Raw genomic sequence first — 19,429 nt, 5'->3', positions numbered from 1 at the left:
GCATGATCAAGAAGAACCTTCTCGTTGAATTGTTCGTCGAAGAGCTGCCGCCCAAGGCCCTCAAGCGTCTGGGTGAAGCCTTCTCCACCCTGCTCGCCGACAGCCTCAAGGCCCAAGGTCTGGCCGCTGCCGACGCGCTCGTGACCGCGTTTGCCACGCCGCGCCGTCTGGCCGTGCAGATCGCCAATGTGGCGCCGCAGGCCGCTGACAAAGCCGTGTCGCAAAAGTTGATGCCGGTCGCGGTCGGTCTGGATGCCGATGGAAATGCCACGCCGGCCCTGTTGAAGCGCCTCGCCGCACTGGGTGCGGATGCCCGTGCCGTCGCCGGGCTGAAGCGTCAGCCCGATGGCAAGGCCGAAGCCCTGTTTTTTGACAGCGTGCAAACCGGCGTGTCGCTGAGTGTCGGTCTGCAAAAAGCCCTCGATGAGACCATTGCCAAACTGCCGATTCCCAAGGTCATGGGTTATCAGCTGGCCGATGGCTGGAGTACGGTGAGCTTCGTGCGCCCGGCGCACAAGCTGATCGCGCTGCATGGTTCGGAAGTCATTGAGCTTACCGTGCTGGGCCTGACTTCGGGTCGTGAAACCCTGGGGCACCGCTTCGAAGCCGCCATCAGTCCGGTGGTGATCCGCGATGCCGACAGCTACGCCGAGCAACTCGCCAGCGATGGCGCCGTGATCGCCAGTTTTGCCGAGCGCCGCGCCGAGATCGTGCGGCAGCTGGAGGCTGCAGCCGAGAAAATCGGTGGCGGCGTGAGGGCGATTGACGACGAAGCCTTGCTGGATGAAGTGACCGGTCTGGTCGAGCGTCCGAACGTGCTGGTCGGGCAGTTCGAAACCGAATTCCTCGCCGTGCCGCAGGAATGCCTGATCCTGACGATGAAGGCCAATCAGAAGTACTTCCCGCTACTCGATGCCAATGGCAAACTCAGCAACCAGTTCCTGATCGTCTCCAACATCTGTCCGGAGGATGCGAGCGCCGTGATTGAGGGCAACGAGCGCGTGGTGCGTCCGCGTCTGGCCGACGCCAAGTTCTTCTTCGATCAGGACCGCAAGAAGACCCTGGCCGTGCGTGTCGCCGGGCTGGACAAGGTGGTGTATCACAACAAGCTGGGCACGCAGGGCGAACGCAGCGAGCGCGTGCGCGCGATTGCGCGCGGTATCGCGGCCAAGCTGGGCACCGATGTGCAGCAGGCCGATCAGGCAGCGCAACTGGCCAAGGCCGATCTGTTGACTGACATGGTCGGTGAATTCCCCGAGCTGCAGGGCATCATGGGCGGCTATTACGCCAAGCATGACGGCCTGAGCGAGCGCATGGCCGAGGCCATCGAAGATCACTACAAGCCGCGCTTTGCCGGCGACGCACTGCCACGCAATGACATCGGCGTGGTGGTGGCGCTGGCCGACAAGCTCGAAACCCTCGTGGGCATGTTCGGCATTGGTCAGCTGCCGACCGGTGATAAGGATCCCTTCGCGCTGCGTCGCCATGCCTTGGGCGTGATCCGCATGCTGATCGAGCGCGATCTGCCGCTGACCCTTGAAGCTTTGCTCAAGGACGCCGCGGCGCCTTTTGCTGCCTTGATCACCGATGCCTCGTCGGCATTAGGCGACTTCATCTTCGATCGCCTTGCCGGCAACCTGCGCGAGCAAGGCTATTCGGCACAGGAAATCGACGCCGTGCTGGCCCTGCGCCCGCAGTATCTGGGCGACGTGGCCAAGCGCCTCGCGGCCGTGAAGGCTTTTGCTGCGCTACCGGAGGCTGCCGCACTGGCCGCGGCCAACAAGCGAGTCGGGAATATCCTGAAGAAAATCGAGGGCGCAGTGCCGAACGAGGTGCGTCAGGAGCTGTTGGCTGAAGAGGCAGAGCGCGCCTTGTTCTCCAGCATGGCTGCTCTGAAACCGAGGGCGGATGCGGCTTTCGAGGCAGGTGACTACACGGCTTCGCTTCAGGCGCTGGCCGCCTTGCGCACGCCAGTGGATGCCTTCTTCGACGGGGTGATGGTCAATGCCGAAGACGCCGCGCTGCGCGCCAATCGTCAGGCCCTGCTCAATCAGCTGTATGGCCTGATGAATCGCGTCGCGGATCTGTCACGCCTGTCTGCTTGAAGCGGTGGGGCGTGAGCTGCAAAACCATTCCCACTCCTGACTTTTAACTCCTCATCGGGGTAAGCCATGAAACTCATCATTCTCGACCGTGACGGCGTCATCAACGTCGATTCGGCGCAGTTCATCAAGTCTCCGGACGAATGGAAGCCGATCCCGGGCAGTCTGGAAGCCATCTCGCGGCTGGCCGAATCCGGCTACAAGATCGTGGTGGCGACCAACCAGAGCGGCGTGGGGCGCGGCCTGTTCGACATGGACATGCTCAACGCCATTCACGAGAAGATGATCAAGGCGGTCGCCGCCGTGGGCGGGCGCATCGACGCAATCTTTTTCTGCGCCCATGCGGCCGATTCCACCTGCAATTGCCGCAAGCCCAAGACCGGCATGTTCGAGCAGATCGCCGAGCGCTTCAATGTCGACTTGAAGGGTTTGCCGACCGTGGGCGACAGCCTGCGCGATCTGCAGGCCGGCGCCGCAATGGGCTGCACCCCCTATCTGGTGATGACCGGCAAGGGCTCGAAAACAGCGGTGGATCCCGATCTGCCGGTGGGCACCAAAGTCTTCCCCGATCTGGCGGCCGTGACCAACTACCTGCTCGGATTCAAGCCCTGATCGTATGTTGTATCTGCTTCGCTCGCTGGTGTTCGCGCTGTACATGCTGCTGTTTTTCCTTCCGTTTACCGGCTTTGTCGCGATCAGTTTCTGGATGAGTCTGGCCCAGCGCTATGCCTTCGTTACGCGCTGGAATCGAGCGACGACGATGTGGATGTTCGAGCACGTGCTGGGCATCCCTTACCGGGTGATCGGTCGCGAGAACCTGCCCTCCGAGCCGGCCGTGATCCTCGCCAAACATCAATCCGCCTGGGAGACGCTGGCTTTCGCCGACATCTTTCCGCCCGCCGCCTACGTGGCCAAGCGCGAGTTGCTGCGTATCCCGTTTTTCGGCTGGGGCATGGCGCGCATGCCGATCGTGACGATTGATCGCAGCGGCGGCAAGGATGCGCTGCGTCAGGTCGTCGAGCAGGGCCGGGCGCTGATGGCGCAAGGCTATTCGGTCGTGGTGTTTCCGGAAGGTACGCGCACGGCCATCGGCACGCAGCGGCGTTACAAGATCGGCGGCGCCACGCTGGCCGTGGCGGCCGGCTGTTCCGTGATCCCGGTGGCGCATAACGCCGGCGAATTCTGGCGGCGCAATGCCTTCATCAAGCGTCCCGGCGAAATCGTGGTCAGCATCGGCCCGCCGATTGCCGCTGCCGGGCGCACTGCGGAAGCGGTGAATGCCGAGGCCGAGGCGTGGATCGAAGGCGAGATGCATCGCCTGTTTCCGCATCACTATCAATCCCAAGCCTTGGCGCGAGCCGGGCTGGCGCGGAGCTGAGCATGTTCCTCATGCGCAGCGCATCGGCGAGCCCGGACTGCGAGACGCGCTCCATCCGCTTCGGTGAACGCGAGGTCAGCTTCACCCTGCGCCGCAGTGCACGGCGAACCCTGGGCATGCAGATCGATCAGCGCGGCCTGACCGTCAGCATTCCGATGCGCGCCAGTCTGCGTGACACCGAAGCCTTCCTGCGCGAACGCGCGGCCTGGATCATCGAACACCTGGATGCATGGGCACAGCGCCAGGCCCCGCAAATCGCGGTGATTCACGACGGCATGCAGCTGCCGGTGCTCGGCGAGCAATGCTCAGTGCATTGGCGTGCCGGCAGCAATCGCGCGCATTGGGTGCATGGCATTGGCAATCGCGAACTGCATCTGCAACTGCGCCGCAACGAGGACGCGCACAAACTCCTGCTGCACGGTCTGCAGAGCTTCGCGCTGGAGTATTTCTGCGGGCGGGTCGATGAATACGGCTTCCTGCTGCAGCGCATGGCTCCCGAGGTGCGCCTGCCGGCGGTGCGCCTGTCGAGTGCGCGCACGCGCTGGGGCAGCTGCTCGAAGCTCTCCGGCATCCGCCTGAACTGGCGCCTGATCCACCTGCCACAAGCGCAGATCGATTACGTCGTCGCCCACGAAGTCGCCCATTTGCTGGAAATGAATCACTCGCCCCGTTTCTGGCGTGTGGTGGAGCAACTCAAGCCGGATTTTGAACTGGCGAAGGCGGAGTTGCGCCACGCCAACAAGATCATTCCTGTCCTTTAAGCAGAGCTTTACAGGGCTTTGTGAGTAATATTTTCAGAAATCAATGATGACCATCAAATCTGTTTTAATGCTTTTTTTTCTCGTGTTATTCACCGCTTTTAAAGCTGAGGCGGCTGAAAAATCTTGTCGCGACGACATTGGTGACGCATCCGCGCGTTTGCTTGTGCGCCAATGTATTCAGGTGTCTCCGGCGACTCGGCCGCCATGCAATGCGTCAAATTCCTGCGAGATGATCAGAGACGAAATTAAGCGAGGCTGCAGCTTTTTGGTGGAGGATTCTGAGGCTCCTTCTTTCTGCAACGTTGGACGGGGAAATCCGGAGGCTGCTGTGGGAATTCTTCTTGACGGCGGCGGTATGGATGACATGTCACTGACGGTTCAGAAGTCTGATGGCCGGAAAATCGTTGCGTACTGCGATGGGCATTGCGGCGACTGGTTTCAGTCGACCGGGGAGAGCGATGTTGTTACTCTGAAAAAGTCACTCAGGAACAGAAAAGTTTCAATCAAGGTTGCCAAGGAGCGCAACAAGGACAGGATTGCCGGTCCCGGCTCGGACGACGTTCTTCTCTTTATTAAGGACCTTCAGTTCGTTAGATAAATCAGCATCCATGTAATCGCCCAAACAGGGGAGCCGATTACATGTTCTTGCGGCGTAAATTACAAGGGAAAAACCATGCGCATACTTCACACCATGATCCGCGTCGGCAATCTGGATCGTTCGATTGCCTTTTACACCGATGTGCTCGGCATGCAGGTGATAAAGGTTTCCGATCATCCAGAAGGCAAGTTCACCAATGTGTTCGTCGGCTACGGCAGCGAGGAAGACGGCGCGACCATCGAGCTGACTTACAACTACGGTGTCGAGTCGTATGAGCTGGGTACGGGCTTTGGCCATATCGCGCTGGCGGTGCCGGACGCGTATGCCGCCTGCGCCGAGATCAAGGCGCGGGGCGGCGTGGTAACGCGCGAAGCCGGGCCGATGAAGCACGGCACGACGGTGATCGCGTTCGCTCAAGATCCCGATGGCTACAAGATCGAGCTGATCCAGCGGGATTGAGTCGCGGCTCGCAAGTCGCAAGTCGCAAGTCGCAAGTCGCAAGTCGCAAGTCGCAAGTCGCAAGTCGCAAGTTTACTTGCCTGAAGAACCGCGCAGGGCGTGGCTCTTCAGCCTGCCTTGCTGTGCAGGCTTAGTTGCCCAGTTCCACAATAACCGGGGCGTGATCGGAGGGGCGTTCCAGCTTGCGCGGGGTTTTATCTACCCAGCAACGGGTGACGCCCGCCACCAGAGGGGCGGAAACCAGCAGGTGGTCGATGCGCAGGCCGAAATTGCGGCGGAACGCCATCATCCGGTAGTCCCACCAGGAGAAGGTTTTTTCCGGCTGTTCGAGCAGGCGGAAGGCATCGCTCAGGCCCAGATCGAGCAGTGCCTGAAAGGCTGCGCGTTCGGGGGCGGAGACGAGCAGTTCATCTTTCCAGTCGGGATGGACATCGCGATCATCGGGGGCAATGTTGTAATCGCCCGCCAGCACCAGCTTCGGATGCTGCGTCAGCTCATCCTTCAACCATGCAGTTAGCGCTTCCAGCCAGGCCAGCTTGTAGGCGTATTTTTCCGAACCGACGGCCTGCCCGTTCACCACATAGGCACTGATGACGCGGACATCGCCGATGGTCGCGGCGATGATGCGTTTCTGCTCGTCGGCGAAGCCGGGGATGTCGCGCTGTACGTCTTGCGCCGGCAGTTTGGACAGAATCGCCACGCCGTTGTAAGTCTTCTGCCCGTTGAACACCGCCTGATAGCCGGCGGCCTCGATCTCGGCCAGCGGAAAGGCTTTGTTCTCGCACTTGAGCTCTTGCAGGCATAGCGCGTCAGGCTGTTCGGTCGCCAGCCAGTCGATCAGGTGCGGCAGGCGCACCTTGAGCGAATTAACGTTCCACGTTGCAATCTTCATGGCTCAGCGCTGCTCTAGCTGACGGCGGATCTGGCGCATGTAGGCGTCTTCTTCGCTGTTTTTCCGTGTGGGCTTTGGCTCAGATCGGGCGGCGGGCTTGGTAGTTGCGCGTGCAGGTTTCGTCTTGGGCGCGGCCTGTACAGGGGCTTCTTCCTCCGGCTCGGCTTCCATGTCGGGAGCCGGTGTCGGGGCCGATTCGAGGGCAGGCGGCGGGGAGATAGCCGGGGTCAGAGCCGGGGCTGGCGTTGGCGCGGGCTGTGACTGAACTGTGACGGGCGGTGCGGGCTTTTTCTTCCACGGTTGCGCACGCATCAGAGTGGCAAAGGTGGCCAGTGCCAGCACCAGGATCACGGCGGCGATGATCAATTGACGGATCGTGCGACGTCGGCGCAACTCGAATTCGTCCACCACATCTTCTGGCTGAGGGCCGAGTTCCTCCTCCTCGTGCCCAGGCCAGACGGGTGCGGCCGCTGTTCGGGGCTGAACGGAAGGCGCTGGAGTTGCGAGCACGGTTTGTTCCTCGGCGGGAACAGGCGTCGTGGGCGGTATCGAAGGAGCCGGCGCCCTTACGGGTTCTGCTGACACCGATTTGACTGGCGCAGCAGGCAGGGGCGCCATTGGCGCTGGCACTGGCACTGGTACAGGTGCGGGGCGTGGAGGTGGCTCCTCCGTTGCGACGGGCTCAGGCTCAATCACGATAGGCTCAAGAACGGGCTCGACCGGCTCGATGCGTGGCTTCAGGGCTTCCGTCAGACTGGGCAGGGGCGCAAAAGTATCGGCCGGGACGACGCGCGGTGCAGGCGGTGGCGGGGGCGGCGGAATTTCAATGGCGTCCAGCTGGAACGCGTCCAGTTCGATGATGTCCATCTCTGCATTGTCGGCAGGCTCCGGTTCTGCGATTTTGATGACATCAGGCGCGGCGGACGTTGCCACCGGGGTCACACTGAAGTCGGGGGCTCCGGGCTCTGGGCTGAACGGGGCTGAGGTCGGAGCCGTTGGCCGCGAAGGGGCGGGCAGGCTGGTATCCGCGCCTGCCGCTTCGCCGTCAGCTGCCTTGCCGCATTGTGTGCAGCCCTCGGCGCCCACCGGAATCGGCGCACCGCACAGCACGCAAGGGAAACCCATCGACAATGATGGCGCTACGGCCTGACCACATTCGCCGCAGAATTTTGCGTCGTCGTTCAAGGTGCACTGACATTTGCTGCAGATCATCATCACTCCCGAGCATGCATTTGGGCACTTACAGGCTGCCACATGGCAGCCAGCGGCCTCCCCCGCACAGCCCTCGCAGATCCGCGTCCTGCTTGTGTTTTCAGGTGGTGTGCCTGAAAGGCTTGTAACAGGTGGCTCTGGGGCAGGCTGTTTTTTACGCAGCCCAGATTGTTGCAGACTCACAGAAAAAAAGCTTCCCGCAGGAAGCTTTTTGCATGCTGACAGCCGCTCTGCGGTCACTCGTCGCCGCGACCGGAGTCGATACCCAGCTCCTGAATCTTGCGGGTGATGGTGTTGCGACCGATGCCCAGCAATTGGGCGGCCTCCACGCGGCGCCCACCGGTGGCGGCCAGGGCGCGCAGAATCAGGCATTTTTCGAATTCATTGCTGAGCTTTTCGAAGACTTCACCCGGCGAGGCTTGAAGCAGCCGGTCGGCTTCTGCATTCAAGGCACTTACCCAGCCGGCCCCGTCGACGCCGGCAGCGCTGGCGACAGCTTCGCGCATATCGGCGGGCAAATCGGCTTCATCCACGGTCTGACCGGGGGCCATGACCGTGAGCCAGTGGCAGATGTTTTCGAGCTGACGTACGTTGCCGGGAAAATCGAAACTCTGCAGACGGCGCAGTGCCGCGTCGGTCAGGCGTTTGGTCTCGACATTCAGCTCTTGTGCGCTGTGGGCAAGGAAGTGACGGGCAAGAATGGGCACGTCTTCACGTCGTTCGCGCAGCGGTGGCAGGCGCAGGCGGATGACGTTCAGGCGGTGAAACAGATCTTCGCGAAACAGCCCGTCACGCACGCGCTGTTCGAGGTGCTGGTGCGTGGCGGCGATGACGCGCACGTTGGCCTTGACTGGCGAGTGACCGCCGACGCGGTAGAAGTTGCCATCAGAAAGCACGCGCAGCAGACGCGTCTGCAATTCCGAAGGCATGTCGCCGATTTCGTCGAGAAACAGGGTGCCGCCTTCGGCTTGTTCGAAACGACCACGCCGTTGCGCCGCCGCACCGGTGAAGGAGCCACGTTCGTGGCCAAACAGCTCGGACTCCAGCAGGTCGCGCGGAATCGCTGCGGTGTTGATCGCCACAAAGGGACCGTCCTTGCGTGGGCTGTGGCGGTGCAGGGCCTGCGCCACCAGTTCCTTGCCGGTGCCGGATTCGCCGTTGATCATGACTGTGGCGGAGGATTGCGAGAGGCGACCGATGGCGCGGAAGACTTCTTGCATCGAGGTGGCCTGACCGAGGATTTCGGGCACCGTCGTGCTGGATTCGTCGGCACCAACCTGGTGCGTACTTTCTTTGAGTGCCCGTTGCAACAAATCGAGAGCCTGATCCACGTCAAATGGCTTGGGCAGGTATTCGAAGGCGCCGCCCTGGAAAGCTGCGACAGCACTGTCCAGATCCGAGTAGGCCGTCATGATGATGACGGGCAGGCTGGGGTGTTTTTCCTTGACCCGCTGCAGAAGGACGAGTCCCGAATCCCCGGGCATGTGAATGTCCGAGATCAGCACCTGGGGCAGGGCCCCATTGGCATCCAGCACCGCCAGGGCTTCCGAGGCTGAGGAAAAGCTGCGGAAGGCTATGTTTTCGCGACCGAGGGCTTTTTCGAGCACCCAGCGGATCGAGCGGTCATCATCAACAATCCAGACAGCATTCATGTTCGGTTAATCCGTTTTTGTTTTGACAGGGGGCTTCACACCCGATCACGCCTGAGTGATCGGCAGGAGGATCGTGAAGCAAGTGCGGCCAGGTTCGCTTTCGATATCGATGGTGCCCTGATGTTGCTCGACAAAGCTTTGGGCAATCGACAATCCGAGTCCGGTGCCGCCTTCGCGCCCTGAAACCAGGGGGTAGAAAATGGTGTCGCGAATTTCATCTGGAATACCGGGGCCGTTGTCGATCACTTGCAATTCCAGTGCCAGTTTATGCCGGCGCTTGGCCACGGTGACCTGACGGGCAGCGCGCGTGCGCAGCACGACCACCCCCGCTCCTTCCATGGCCTGAGCTGCATTGCGTGAAATGTTCAGTACGGCCTGAATCAACTGCTCCCGATCTGCAGTCAGATGAGGCAGGCTGACGTCATAGTCACGGCGTACGGTGATGCCCGGAAATTCTGCCTGGATCAGGCGCAGGACACGCTCCAGCACGTCGTGCACATTGACGATGCTCGGGTGCATCATGCGATGTGAATTTAGCAGACGATTCATCAGATCTTGCAGACGATCCACTTCGGCGATGATGACTTGGGTGTATTCACGCCATTGCGGATCGTCCAGCTCACGCTCCAGCAGTTGCGCCGAACCACGGATGCCACCCAGAGGGTTCTTGATTTCGTGGGCGAGGTTGCGCACCAGTTCGCGGTTGGCCTGTTGTTGCTCGGCCAGTTTTTCTTCGCGGGCCACTTTCAGTTGCGCGTCCAGCGGACGGAATTCGAGCAGCAGACGCGCGGGTGGCAAATCGACCGGCGATGCGGTGCAATCCAGATGCAGTGCAGACAAGCCGGGCCGTTTGACCGCCAGATTCTGGCCGGTGTGACTCCAGTTGTTGGCGAGTGCGTTATCCAGCGCGGCCCATAGGCCGGGCAAGTCACCCAGCAGGGCGGAGAGATGATGCCCCAGGCACTGCCGGCTGCTGGTGGCAAACAGGTGTTCGGCCGAAGGATTGACGTAGCAGACCGAGCGGTCGGCGCTGACCATGACGACAGCCGAGGAGAGTAATTCCAGACCAGCGGTGGAGGAGTTCAGGGCGTTTTCTGGCGAAATCAGGCTTGGAGGGCTCATAGGAAGATACGGAAGCAAGAAGTGCGCCGTTCTGTGCTCCTTACCTGAGCTTGGCGATTTCCTTGTTCAGGGCGTCGATGTTGCGCTCGTGCAGCGTGACTTTGTCTTTGAAGCCCTGAATTCGATCCAGGTATTTCTGGTAGTTTTTTTCGTCACCCAGACGTTGAGCTTCTTGTTCTGCCAGCTCTTTCTTTGCGGCAGCCAAGGCTTTGGTTTCGGTCGCCAGTTCAGTTTCCAGGATCTTGCGGCGATCGCCGTCACGGCTCTTCTGGGTACTGTCGTCAACTTTTGGGAAGGACGCGGGCGTCGGTGTGGCGGAGGCTTTCTTTGGCGCAGCGCCGGGGGCCGTGCTGACAGGTTGATCCTTGGTCATCAGGACGCAATTTTTCTGGCCTGTTTCCGGTTTGCCGTTGGTGTAGGTGGTATGGCCGCCGTCATCCTGGCATTTGTAGATGTCGGCTTGGGCGGTGGATGCCAGCAGGCAGGCAGCAAGGGCGGCGAGGCAATGGGTCCGGTTCATGCTCTGATCCTGAAAACTTTGTTAAGGGCGAAGTGTAAGCGTGGCAGGGGAAAACACAAGCCGCAGGCTGATCAACGCAGGTCTGGCCTGCCGGGTGTACAAAAAAAGGACGGGCATGCCCGTCCTTTTTACGCCGGGGCCGGGGCCCCTGCTCTGATCGCCAATTACAGCGAGTAGTACATGTCGAATTCGACCGGGTGCGTGGTCATGCGGGTACGGTTCACTTCGGCCATCTTCAGTTCGATGTAGGCGTCGATGAAATCGTTGCTGAACACACCGCCACGGGTCAGGAATTCGCGATCCTTGTCCAGAGCGGCCAGGGCTTCTTCCAGGCTGGCGCAAACGGTCGGGATCAGTGCGTCTTCTTCCGGCGGCAGGTCATACAGATTCTTGTCCGCCGGCTCACCCGGATGGATCTTGTTCTGCACGCCGTCCAGGCCGGCCATCATCAGTGCGGTGAAGCACAGATACGGATTGGCCAACGGATCCGGGAAGCGGGTTTCGATACGACGCGCCTTGTCCGACTGGACGTGCGGGATGCGGATCGAAGCCGAACGGTTGCGGGCCGAGTAAGCCAGCTTGACCGGAGCTTCGTAGTGCGGAACCAGACGCTTGTAGGAGTTGGTGCCTGGGTTGGTGATGGCGTTCAGGGCCTTGGCGTGCTTGATGATGCCGCCAATGTAGAACATGGCGTATTCGGACATGCCTGCATAGCCGTTGCCTGCGAACAGGTTCTTGCCATCTTTCCAGATCGACTGGTGAACGTGCATGCCGGAACCGTTGTCGCCAACGATGGGCTTGGGCATGAAGGTTGCCGTCTTGCCGTATTGGTGGGCAACGTTGTGCACCACGTACTTCAGCAATTGGGTCCAGTCGGCGCGTTGCACCAGGGTGCTGAACTTCGTGCCGATTTCGTTCTGACCAGCGGTTGCCACTTCGTGGTGGAACACTTCAACCGGCACGCCCAGCTCTTCGAGGATCAGCACCATGGTGGCGCGGATGTCTTGATGGCTATCGACCGGCGGAACCGGGAAGTAGCCGCCCTTGACGGTCGGACGGTGGCCGGTGTTGTTGCCGCCCATGTCGTCGCCGGACGACCATGCGCCTTCGGCGGAGGTGATTTTGACCGAGCAGCCGGACATGTCAGCGGACCAGCTGATGCCGTCGAAAATGAAGAATTCGGGTTCCGGGCCGAAGAAGGCGGTATCGCCCAGGCCGGAGGACTTCAGGTAAGCCTCGCCACGGCGCGCGATGGAGCGCGGGTCGCGATCATAGCCCTTGCCGTCAGACGGCTCGATCACGTCACAGGTCATGATGACGGTGACTTCGTCGAAGAAGGGGTCGATGTTAGCCGTGTTCGGATCAGCCGACAACAGCATGTCGGAGGCTTGAATGCCTTTCCAGCCGGCGATGGACGAGCCATCAAAAGCGTGGCCGTGTTCAAACCAGTCCAGATCGACAACGTGGGACGGCACGGTTACGTGCTGTTCCTTGCCGCGGGTGTCGGTAAAGCGCAGATCAACGAACTTGGCTTCGCGGTCCTTGATCAGCTGGATAACGTCCTGAGGGGTCTTCGTGGTCACTTCAGCTCCTAACGAGTTAATTGAATCGGGTTGCGTACCTGTCCGCCATCCGCCGTGAGTGTCAATCAGGTACTTTCGGGCAGTGCGTCAAGGTCGGTTATAAGCATTTCCTGTGCCAATGTTCTGTGGCCATGCTTCCGTTCCCGACGCGTTCCGGCTTTATATATTGCCAACTTTCAGGGAGCGTCAATTGTGCCACAAGGGCGCTGTAGTGCGGATCCTTGCGCAGGCTTTGTTGTGGTGCAGTGCTGTGTTTTATTGCACCAAGATGGTGCGGCTTGGTGAGGCCGCTGCTTCATTGCATACTTTGAGCTTGTCTTTGTCGTGGATAAAACAAAATCATGGAAAATCTGACGGAGATTCTGCTCCGGGCCAGGGAGCGTGCCGAAAAAATGAAACTGCCCTATGCAGGGGCTTTGACGCCGCACGAGGCGCATGCCGTATTGCTGGGGCTGCCAGGCGCGCGCATTGTCGATGTGCGTACGCGTGCCGAGCTGGATTGGGTGGGACGGATTCCTGGTGCCATTGAAATTGAATGGAACACTTATCCCGGCGGAGTGCCCAATGCGCAGTTTGTGGCACTTCTGCAGCAACAGGTGGAGGCCTTGCAAGCGCCACTGCTCTTCATCTGCCGCAGCGGCGCGCGTTCGCACAATGCGGCGATTGCTGCTGTCACCGCCGGCATGCAGGATTGCTATAACGTGCTGGAAGGTTTCGAAGGTGACCGCAATGCGGATGGCCAACGCGGTCGTCTGGGTGGCTGGCGTCATGCCGGGCTGCCATGGCAACAAAGCTAGCAAGGTTTAAGGAGTGAGGCGGGAGGAGTAGAATTCGCAGCTTGCGGGCCTTCCCCTTACTGACTCACATCGCAGCATGCAGACTTCCATCATCGCTTTCGATTCATTCAATTCGCTTAAAGACGCCGAGGCGCATGAGCGCATCCGTGCCGCCAAGGCCAAACTTGGCAAACGCGTTGTCCTGCTGGTGCATCACTATCAGCGTGCCGATGTGTATCAACATCTTGATCTGACCGGCGACTCGCTCAAGCTTTCGCGCCTCGCGGGGGAGACGGATGCCGAGTACATCGTGTTCTGTGGCGTGCATTTCATGGCCGAAGTGGCTGACATCCTGTCCAAGCCGAACCAGATCGCGATCTTGCCGGATCTGGCGGCAGGTTGCTCAATGGCCGACATGGCCAGTTTGTCGAAGGTGGAGCGCTGCTGGCGCGAGCTGCGCGAAGTGCTGGGCACGCCGGATGAGCAGGTCACGCCGGTCACCTACATCAACTCCGCGGCCGATCTGAAGGCTTTCTGCGGCGAGCATGGCGGCATCGTCTGCACTTCAAGCAATGCACCGAAGATTCTGGAGTGGAGTTTTGCCCAGCGCGAGAAGATCCTGTTCTTCCCCGATCAGCATCTGGGCCGCTGGTCCGGCCACAAGATGGGTATTCCGCTCGAAGACATGGTGGTGTGGGACCCCGATCAGCCCTACGGCGGCCTGACCCACGACCAGATCAAGCGTGCGAAGATGCTGCTGTGGAAAGGCCATTGCGCCGTGCATCAGATGTTCCAGCCCTCGCATATTGCCAACTGGCGCGCGCAGCATCCGGATGGCTTTGTCATTTCGCATCCGGAGTCGGCCTTCGACGTTTGCCTGAATTCCGATTACGTCGGCTCTACCGAATACATCATCAAGATCGTCAAGGAAGCGCCGGACAATACGCAATGGCTGGTCGGCACCGAGCTGAATCTGGTCAATCGTCTGGCAGAAGAAGTGAAGCATCAGGGCAAGCTGGTGCAGTTCATGTCGCCGATGGTGTGCATGTGTTCGACCATGCAGCGGATCGATCCGCAACATCTGGCCTGGACGCTGGAGAATCTGGTGGAAGGCAAGGTGGTTAATCAGATCACGGTGCCTGCCCACGAGGCCGCATTGGCCAAGCTTTCGCTGGAGCGGATGCTGGCTGTTTCATAAGAGGCCCGCAGAGCTGCCATGACGATCTTACGGATTTGCAGTTACAACATTCACAAAGGCTTCTCGCATTTGAATCGGCGTATGGCGATTCACGAAATGCGCGAATGCCTGCGTGGGCTGGATCCGGATATTTGTTTGCTGCAGGAGGTGCAAGGTCTGCACCTCAAGCACGAGCGGCGTCATCTGGATTGGCCTGAGCTGCCGCAGCATCAGTTTCTGGCCGGCAAAGAAATGCATGCCGCGTATGGCGCGAACGCCGCCTACGAACACGGACACCACGGTAACGCCGTGCTTTCACGCTTCCCGATCCAGCGCACGCGCAATCGCGACGTCAGTCTTTCGCGCTTGGAGCAGCGCGGCATTCTCCACTGCGAGGTGGCCTTACCGGACGGGCGCGAGCTGCATTGTCTGTGCGTGCATCTGTCATTGACAGAGCGCCAGCGCCGGCAACAACTCGAACTCCTGTCCGACTATGTCGAACATCACGTACCGCGCAAGGCGCCGCTGATCATTGCCGGCGACTTCAATGACTGGCGCGGACGTGCTAACGACTGGCTGGCGCCGCAGCTGGGTTTGAGCGAAGTTTTTACCACGCTGACGGGCGCGCCTGCGCGTTCCTATCCCAGCACTTTGCCGATGTTGCGGCTGGACCGGATTTATCTTCGTGGCATTCAGGCCGTGTCTTGTGAGGTGCTGTGGGGCAAGCCCTGGTCGCGCATCTCTGATCACGCACTGTTGTCGGTTCAGGTTCGCCTGGCATGAATAACCGCGCTCTCTCCGGCAATCGAATCAAGTTGCTGGAATCTGGCGCCGAGTATTTTCCAGCCTTGCTGGAGGCAATTCAGAGCGCGCGGCACGAGGTGCTGCTGGAAACCTATATTTTCGAGCACGACAGCGCGGGGATTTTGATATCCGAGGCCTTGCGTGCGGCAGCCTTGCGCGGGGTGACCGTGCGCGTGATGGTGGATGGTTTCGGTGCGCGCAGTTTTGCTGACGTGACGATGCCGGAGATGGCTGCCGATGGCGTTGGTGTTTTCATTTACCGACGCGAAGTCCGACCATTTTCCTTGGGTCGCAATCGTCTGCGGCGGCTGCACCGCAAGCTGGTCGTGGTCGACGGGCGGGTAGCGTTTGTAGGCGGCATCAACATTATCGATGATATGGATACACCGGGGCAGACGCCGCCGCGCGTTGATTTTGCCGTGCGTGTTGAAGGCCCACTGGTCGTTCGTGTGCATAGCGCCATGGCGCATCTGTGGCGCATCGTCAGCTGGGCCAGCTTCAAGCGCCGGCTGGCGCCCATGCACTGGGTGAATCCCGTGCGCACACGTGTCGGGTCGGTGCGCGCGAATTTTCTGGTGCGCGACAATCTCGGCCATCGCCGCGATATTGAGAATGCCTACATGCAGGCGGTGGCGGGTGCGCAGCGCGAAGTGCTGATTGCCAACGCCTATTTTTTTCCGGGTCGCGCCTTTCGCCACGCGCTGGTCGATGCGGCCGGGCGCGGGGTGAAGGTGACCCTGCTACTGCAAGGGCGGGTCGAATACTGGCTGCTGTTTCATGCCTGCCGGGTCTTGTACCCCTACCTGCTCGGCGCGGGCGTACGCATTGTTGAATATCGCAAAAGCTTTCTGCATGCCAAGGTGGCGGTGGTTGATGAGGACTGGGCGACGGTTGGCTCCAGCAATATCGACCCTTTCAGTCTGCTGCTGGCGCGCGAAGCGAATGTGCTCATCCACGATCAGGCTTTCACCGCGACGCTGCGCGCCAGTCTGGAACGGGTTATCACCGATGGCGGCGTCGAGCTCACCCTGGAAGGCTGGCAGAAGCAGACGCTGTGGATGCGCGGTATCAGCTGGTTCGCCTATGGCACGGTGCGCGTGGCAATTGGGCTGGCGGGCTACGGTGGGCGGCAGTCTCTATAATTCCAATCCAGATAGATACGATACTTTGTTGACTTCGCCCCTTCGACGGGGCTCAGGACAGGCTTGCCGTGCTAAAGCACTGTCTGCGGCTCGTCTTCGCGTCTCGTCTCAATCTGGAATTGGAATAAGGCTGCCTGAAGAGCCGCGCCGGACATGCTTTCGCAAGTAGTCTGTCGGGAGAGTGCCGTCCATCAAGCCTTAGCGAGGCGATGTGCTGAATAGTCAGCCCCGAAGCGGCTCTTCAGTCGGGTCAATCACGCACTGACGCAGTTTCGGCACGGACTCCAGACGCCAGTGCGCGCGTGCCCAATCCCACAGTTCGGCAAGCGTCGCCGAGTTCAATTCAGCCGGCGGATTCTGGCCGAGAAAGCGCAGGGCGCGCAGCAGCTCGGTCGACGGCGCCTGCGTATTCAGTGGTGCGGCCAAGGTCTGCTTCGACAGTTTCTCGCCCGCCGCATTGCTCGCCACGGGCAGGTGCGCATAGACCGGCTGCGCGTAGCTGAGCAGCCTTTGCAGGTAAATCTGGCGCGCGGTGGAATCGAGCAGATCGGCGCCACGCACGACGTGGGTCACGCCCTGCAGCGCATCATCAACGACGACGGCCAGTTGATAAGCGAACTGGCCATCGGCGCGCAGCAATACGAAATCACCGACCTCGCGCCACACATCTTCGTGTTGGGTACCCAGGATCAGATCCTGCCAATCCAGCCTGCCGGCCTCGGTCTTGACGCGCCAGGCGCGGGCCACGCGGCCGGCTGGCAGGCCGCTGCGGCAGGTGCCGGGATAGCGATGCGAGCCATCCGGCGCGCGCAGGGCCGAGTCCGCGATTTCCTTGCGGCTGCACGCGCAGGGATAGGCGAGATCGGTCGCAACGAGTTGATCGAGCACCGCACGGTAGGCGTCCAGGCGCTGGCTTTGCCACAGTACTGGCCCATCCCACTCGAAGCCGTAGGCTTCCAGCTGACGCAGTATTGTGTTGGCCGCGCCGGCCACCGTGCGCGGCGCATCCACGTCTTCCATGCGCAGCAGCCACTGCCCGCCGCGCTGGCGGGCATCAAGGCAGGAAGCCAGTGCGGCAATCAGTGAGCCGATGTGCAGCGGCCCGGTGGGCGAGGGGGCGAAGCGGCCGACAGGCGCATGCGGATTCATGCGCGGATTGTAGCCGGGGATGGCGCGCTCAGCTGGCGCTGTGGCGATCCGGTGAGGCACCCAGCAGCAAGCTGCCGATGACATCCATCATCAGTGCATAGGTCTGCTCGGTTTTCTGCAGATAGCCGTCCACCGGGTAGCGTTCGCGCACGGTGTTGTCTTTCTCGAAACCGGGCTGACCGGAGCGGATCAGGATCTTCAGATCGCTGCGCCCCATCGGGCCGCGCAATTCGTTGACCAGGATGAGTCCCGCGTCACGGGTTTCCATCACCACGTCCAGCAGCACCAGGTCGATATGCGGCGCGGCATTGATCAGCTTGCGTGCCTCGGCGGCCGAATGCGCATGCAGGAAACTGAAGGGGCGATTGTCGATGCGGCCATGGCGCAGGGTCAGGGTGGTGGCTTCATGCACCTGCGGCTCGTCATCCACGATCAGCAGTACCCAAGGCTCCAGTGCGTCGACAGGCGCCTGTCCGTCATCGGCCTCCTCGTCCATGAAATGGAAAAATCCACTCTCGGTATGCGCTGGCGGCTCGACAGGATCGTTGTTCAAACGCCAGCCTTGCCGGTTCATAGCAAGGGAAGATTCGGTAAAAGGCAGCGGGGTGAGACGGGCGATCATTAGAACTCCTGAGCGAGGGCGCGCGATCCGGACGACTGTTTTCAGTCTAGTCCGAAAAATGCACACAAATCATCTTCGGCTGATTGCTGTTGCGCAGCATACCTATAACTTTAGTAGAAGGCAGCAGGTCTTTTGCCTGGCTGCTAAATATTTGCGTTGGCGCAGAATATTGTCTTGCCTGCGAACAAACGTCAGGGTGGCCGCCTTGGCTGCAAGCGCGCGCTCATGCTGAAATGTGGCGGGATCTGCAGGGGATCAGCGGATAATGCGCCAGCGCAAAATTTGCGCAGCGAAAAGGAAATACAGCATGAGCATGACGAAATTCGATCTGCAAAAAGCGCAGGGCAACAAGATCAGGGGTCAGCACACGAGCATCGGCGCGCCGGGGCGGTTTGCCGGGGCGGAAGTGGTGGACCGGCGCGAGTCGCGCAAGCGTGATCAGGAGCTGGGCCTGCTGCCCTTCGCATGCAAGCTGCCGGCCACGCTGGTCGAGCAACTGCGCAGCCGGAGTGCGGGCCACGCAGGCGGTTTGAACGCGCTGGTGGCCGAGCTGCTGGCGAAATCTTTGGCGGAATAATAGCCTGCCTGTAGAGCCGCACCTCGCTTGCTTCTACAGGCATCCTGCCTGAAGATGTCCGCTCAGTGCGGCTCTTCGGCAGGCGACGACAGGATTCTCTACTCGCTCACCTTGCCGCGCAAAGCCTTCACTTGTCCGCGTTGCGCCTTGCCCTCCAGGCGCTTGCGTTGCGAGCTGCGGGTCGGTTTGGTCGCTTTGCGCGGGCGTGGCAGCTTGGCCACGCTGGCGACCAGCTCATGCAGCCGCTGCAGCGCCTCAATGCGGTTGAGTTCCTGGCTGCGCTGGGCCTGCGCCTTGATCACCAATACGCCATCGCGGGTAAGGCGCTGGTCGGTCAGCTGCAGCAAACGCTCTTTGTGCGCGTCCGGCAGGCTTGAAGCGAGGATGTCGAAGCGCAGATGAATCGCGCTGGAGACTTTATTGACGTTCTGCCCGCCCGCGCCTTGCGAGCGCGTGGCGGTGATTTCAATTTCGTTCGCCGGAATCCAGAATTCCGGCGTTACCGCAGGCATTAGACGTTAAGCCACAACTGGTGGCTTAACTCGTTGATTGTTTGTGTGTATTTTGTTTGACTCATCGTTTTGTACTCGATTTTGTACCCGTTTTCTGTTTGCTGCTCGGACAACTGAGCGGCTGTGCGTCATGGCAGGAATCTAGGGTACGCCCGCCGGAGTGGTTGGGCTACTACTTGCTGCTCCATGGAGTTTTCGGCGGCGGCGCTCGACATGGGTTCAGGGCAAACCCAAAAACCGATGCGTGGTCTGCATGGGCTGCGGGGCAATAAGGCCGCCCGCAGCCCATGCAGCGATGATACGGTTGGGTCCGCCGTCAAGGCCAAGCCCTGACGGGCGCCTGCGGCGGCCTTGACGGAAGACCGGCTTGTGCGAGAGCGGGCGGTTCTAG

The 19,429-nt window shown here is 60.7% G+C and carries 20 protein-coding genes; 11 read left to right on the top strand and 9 right to left on the bottom strand.

Annotation, left to right across the window (positions count from 1 at the left end; genetic code table 11):
• The first annotated feature begins 2 nt into the window (after positions 1–2).
• The 6 genes from glyS (at position 3) to gloA (ending at position 5,298) form a co-directional block, all read left to right on the top strand.
• Positions 3–2,105: a glycine--tRNA ligase subunit beta gene (gene glyS, locus ABXR19_RS16490; protein ID WP_354602246.1), complete on the top strand. Its 2,103-nt coding sequence runs from the start codon at positions 3–5 to the stop codon at positions 2,103–2,105.
• Positions 2,106–2,171: 66 nt separating this feature from the next.
• Positions 2,172–2,714: a D-glycero-beta-D-manno-heptose 1,7-bisphosphate 7-phosphatase gene (gmhB, locus tag ABXR19_RS16485; RefSeq protein ID WP_354602245.1), complete on the top strand. Its 543-nt coding sequence runs from the start codon at positions 2,172–2,174 to the stop codon at positions 2,712–2,714.
• Between the two features lie 7 nt (positions 2,715–2,721).
• Entirely contained in the window at positions 2,722–3,480 is a 759-nt protein-coding gene (locus ABXR19_RS16480) for a lysophospholipid acyltransferase family protein (protein WP_354602293.1), read from the top strand.
• A gap of 2 nt (positions 3,481–3,482) precedes the next feature.
• Positions 3,483–4,241 (top strand): M48 family metallopeptidase, encoded by a 759-nt coding sequence (locus ABXR19_RS16475; protein ID WP_354602244.1) that lies wholly within the window; start codon positions 3,483–3,485, stop codon positions 4,239–4,241.
• 43 nt (positions 4,242–4,284) lie between these two features.
• Positions 4,285–4,839 (top strand): hypothetical protein, encoded by a 555-nt coding sequence (locus ABXR19_RS16470; RefSeq protein ID WP_354602243.1) that lies wholly within the window; start codon positions 4,285–4,287, stop codon positions 4,837–4,839.
• Positions 4,840–4,914: 75 nt separating this feature from the next.
• A complete protein-coding gene (gene gloA / locus ABXR19_RS16465; RefSeq protein ID WP_354602242.1) occupies positions 4,915–5,298 on the top strand; it encodes a lactoylglutathione lyase in 384 nt (127 codons plus the stop codon).
• A 130-nt stretch (positions 5,299–5,428) separates the two neighbouring features.
• Here gloA and xth read toward each other — a convergent pair whose 3' ends face one another.
• The 6 genes from xth to glnA form a co-directional block, all read right to left on the bottom strand.
• Complete coding sequence (gene xth, locus ABXR19_RS16460; protein ID WP_354602241.1) at positions 5,429–6,190, bottom strand: exodeoxyribonuclease III; 762 nt, start codon at positions 6,188–6,190, stop codon at positions 5,429–5,431.
• Between the two features lie 3 nt (positions 6,191–6,193).
• Positions 6,194–7,402, bottom strand: a complete 1,209-nt coding sequence (locus ABXR19_RS16455; RefSeq protein WP_435594338.1) for a zinc ribbon domain-containing protein — start codon at positions 7,400–7,402, stop codon at positions 6,194–6,196.
• A gap of 236 nt (positions 7,403–7,638) precedes the next feature.
• Complete coding sequence (gene ntrC, locus ABXR19_RS16450) at positions 7,639–9,054, bottom strand: nitrogen regulation protein NR(I) (protein ID WP_354602239.1); 1,416 nt, start codon at positions 9,052–9,054, stop codon at positions 7,639–7,641.
• Between the two features lie 45 nt (positions 9,055–9,099).
• Positions 9,100–10,176, bottom strand: a complete 1,077-nt coding sequence (glnL, locus tag ABXR19_RS16445; protein WP_354602238.1) for a nitrogen regulation protein NR(II) — start codon at positions 10,174–10,176, stop codon at positions 9,100–9,102.
• A 40-nt stretch (positions 10,177–10,216) separates the two neighbouring features.
• Positions 10,217–10,696, bottom strand: coding sequence for a DUF4124 domain-containing protein (locus ABXR19_RS16440; RefSeq protein ID WP_354602237.1), 480 nt, complete (start codon positions 10,694–10,696; stop codon positions 10,217–10,219).
• A 164-nt stretch (positions 10,697–10,860) separates the two neighbouring features.
• A complete protein-coding gene (gene glnA, locus ABXR19_RS16435; protein WP_354602236.1) occupies positions 10,861–12,279 on the bottom strand; it encodes a type I glutamate--ammonia ligase in 1,419 nt (472 codons plus the stop codon).
• Positions 12,280–12,620: 341 nt separating this feature from the next.
• Here glnA and ABXR19_RS16430 point away from each other — a divergent pair, with 341 nt between their 5' ends.
• The 4 genes from ABXR19_RS16430 (at position 12,621) to clsB (ending at position 16,178) form a co-directional block, all read left to right on the top strand.
• Positions 12,621–13,076, top strand: a complete 456-nt coding sequence (locus ABXR19_RS16430; protein ID WP_354602235.1) for a rhodanese-like domain-containing protein — start codon at positions 12,621–12,623, stop codon at positions 13,074–13,076.
• A 76-nt stretch (positions 13,077–13,152) separates the two neighbouring features.
• A complete protein-coding gene (gene nadA / locus ABXR19_RS16425) occupies positions 13,153–14,253 on the top strand; it encodes a quinolinate synthase NadA (protein ID WP_354602234.1) in 1,101 nt (366 codons plus the stop codon).
• Between the two features lie 18 nt (positions 14,254–14,271).
• Positions 14,272–15,015, top strand: coding sequence for an endonuclease/exonuclease/phosphatase family protein (locus tag ABXR19_RS16420; RefSeq protein WP_354602233.1), 744 nt, complete (start codon positions 14,272–14,274; stop codon positions 15,013–15,015).
• Entirely contained in the window at positions 15,012–16,178 is a 1,167-nt protein-coding gene (gene clsB / locus ABXR19_RS16415) for a cardiolipin synthase ClsB (RefSeq protein WP_354602232.1), read from the top strand. The genes ABXR19_RS16420 and clsB overlap by 4 nt, the downstream gene beginning before the upstream one ends.
• A gap of 222 nt (positions 16,179–16,400) precedes the next feature.
• Here clsB and gluQRS read toward each other — a convergent pair whose 3' ends face one another.
• Complete coding sequence (gene gluQRS / locus ABXR19_RS16410; RefSeq protein WP_354602292.1) at positions 16,401–17,327, bottom strand: tRNA glutamyl-Q(34) synthetase GluQRS; 927 nt, start codon at positions 17,325–17,327, stop codon at positions 16,401–16,403.
• A 28-nt stretch (positions 17,328–17,355) separates the two neighbouring features.
• A complete protein-coding gene (locus ABXR19_RS16405) occupies positions 17,356–17,949 on the bottom strand; it encodes a response regulator (RefSeq protein ID WP_354602231.1) in 594 nt (197 codons plus the stop codon).
• 307 nt (positions 17,950–18,256) lie between these two features.
• On the opposite strand from ABXR19_RS16405, the gene ABXR19_RS16400 reads away from it, so the two are divergent.
• Complete coding sequence (locus ABXR19_RS16400; RefSeq protein WP_354602230.1) at positions 18,257–18,526, top strand: hypothetical protein; 270 nt, start codon at positions 18,257–18,259, stop codon at positions 18,524–18,526.
• 98 nt (positions 18,527–18,624) lie between these two features.
• Here ABXR19_RS16400 and arfB read toward each other — a convergent pair whose 3' ends face one another.
• Complete coding sequence (arfB, locus tag ABXR19_RS16395) at positions 18,625–19,038, bottom strand: alternative ribosome rescue aminoacyl-tRNA hydrolase ArfB (protein WP_354602229.1); 414 nt, start codon at positions 19,036–19,038, stop codon at positions 18,625–18,627.
• Between the last annotated feature and the right edge of the window lie 391 nt (positions 19,039–19,429).

Origin of the sequence: Uliginosibacterium flavum, from assembly GCF_040566545.1 — a bacterium.
GTDB lineage: Bacteria > Pseudomonadota > Gammaproteobacteria > Burkholderiales > Rhodocyclaceae > Uliginosibacterium > Uliginosibacterium flavum.
The sequence above is the reverse complement of the archived record's forward strand: the minus strand, read 5'-3'. Positions and strand labels throughout refer to the sequence as shown.

Coding starts and splice junctions, on each gene's coding strand:
- ABXR19_RS16470 (WP_354602243.1), top strand. CDS start 4,285: ATGATGACCATCAAATCTGTTTTAATGCTTTTTTTTCTCGTGTTATTC.
- glnL (WP_354602238.1), bottom strand. CDS start 10,176: ATGAGCCCTCCAAGCCTGATTTCGCCAGAAAACGCCCTGAACTCCTCC.
- xth (WP_354602241.1), bottom strand. CDS start 6,190: ATGAAGATTGCAACGTGGAACGTTAATTCGCTCAAGGTGCGCCTGCCG.
- ntrC (WP_354602239.1), bottom strand. CDS start 9,054: ATGAATGCTGTCTGGATTGTTGATGATGACCGCTCGATCCGCTGGGTG.
- gmhB (WP_354602245.1), top strand. CDS start 2,172: ATGAAACTCATCATTCTCGACCGTGACGGCGTCATCAACGTCGATTCG.
- ABXR19_RS16400 (WP_354602230.1), top strand. CDS start 18,257: ATGAGCATGACGAAATTCGATCTGCAAAAAGCGCAGGGCAACAAGATC.
- clsB (WP_354602232.1), top strand. CDS start 15,012: ATGAATAACCGCGCTCTCTCCGGCAATCGAATCAAGTTGCTGGAATCT.
- ABXR19_RS16420 (WP_354602233.1), top strand. CDS start 14,272: ATGACGATCTTACGGATTTGCAGTTACAACATTCACAAAGGCTTCTCG.
- gloA (WP_354602242.1), top strand. CDS start 4,915: ATGCGCATACTTCACACCATGATCCGCGTCGGCAATCTGGATCGTTCG.
- nadA (WP_354602234.1), top strand. CDS start 13,153: ATGCAGACTTCCATCATCGCTTTCGATTCATTCAATTCGCTTAAAGAC.
- ABXR19_RS16455 (WP_435594338.1), bottom strand. CDS start 7,402: ATGATCTGCAGCAAATGTCAGTGCACCTTGAACGACGACGCAAAATTC.
- ABXR19_RS16440 (WP_354602237.1), bottom strand. CDS start 10,696: ATGAACCGGACCCATTGCCTCGCCGCCCTTGCTGCCTGCCTGCTGGCA.
- arfB (WP_354602229.1), bottom strand. CDS start 19,038: ATGCCTGCGGTAACGCCGGAATTCTGGATTCCGGCGAACGAAATTGAA.
- ABXR19_RS16430 (WP_354602235.1), top strand. CDS start 12,621: ATGGAAAATCTGACGGAGATTCTGCTCCGGGCCAGGGAGCGTGCCGAA.
- gluQRS (WP_354602292.1), bottom strand. CDS start 17,327: ATGAATCCGCATGCGCCTGTCGGCCGCTTCGCCCCCTCGCCCACCGGG.
- glyS (WP_354602246.1), top strand. CDS start 3: ATGATCAAGAAGAACCTTCTCGTTGAATTGTTCGTCGAAGAGCTGCCG.
- ABXR19_RS16475 (WP_354602244.1), top strand. CDS start 3,483: ATGTTCCTCATGCGCAGCGCATCGGCGAGCCCGGACTGCGAGACGCGC.
- ABXR19_RS16405 (WP_354602231.1), bottom strand. CDS start 17,949: ATGATCGCCCGTCTCACCCCGCTGCCTTTTACCGAATCTTCCCTTGCT.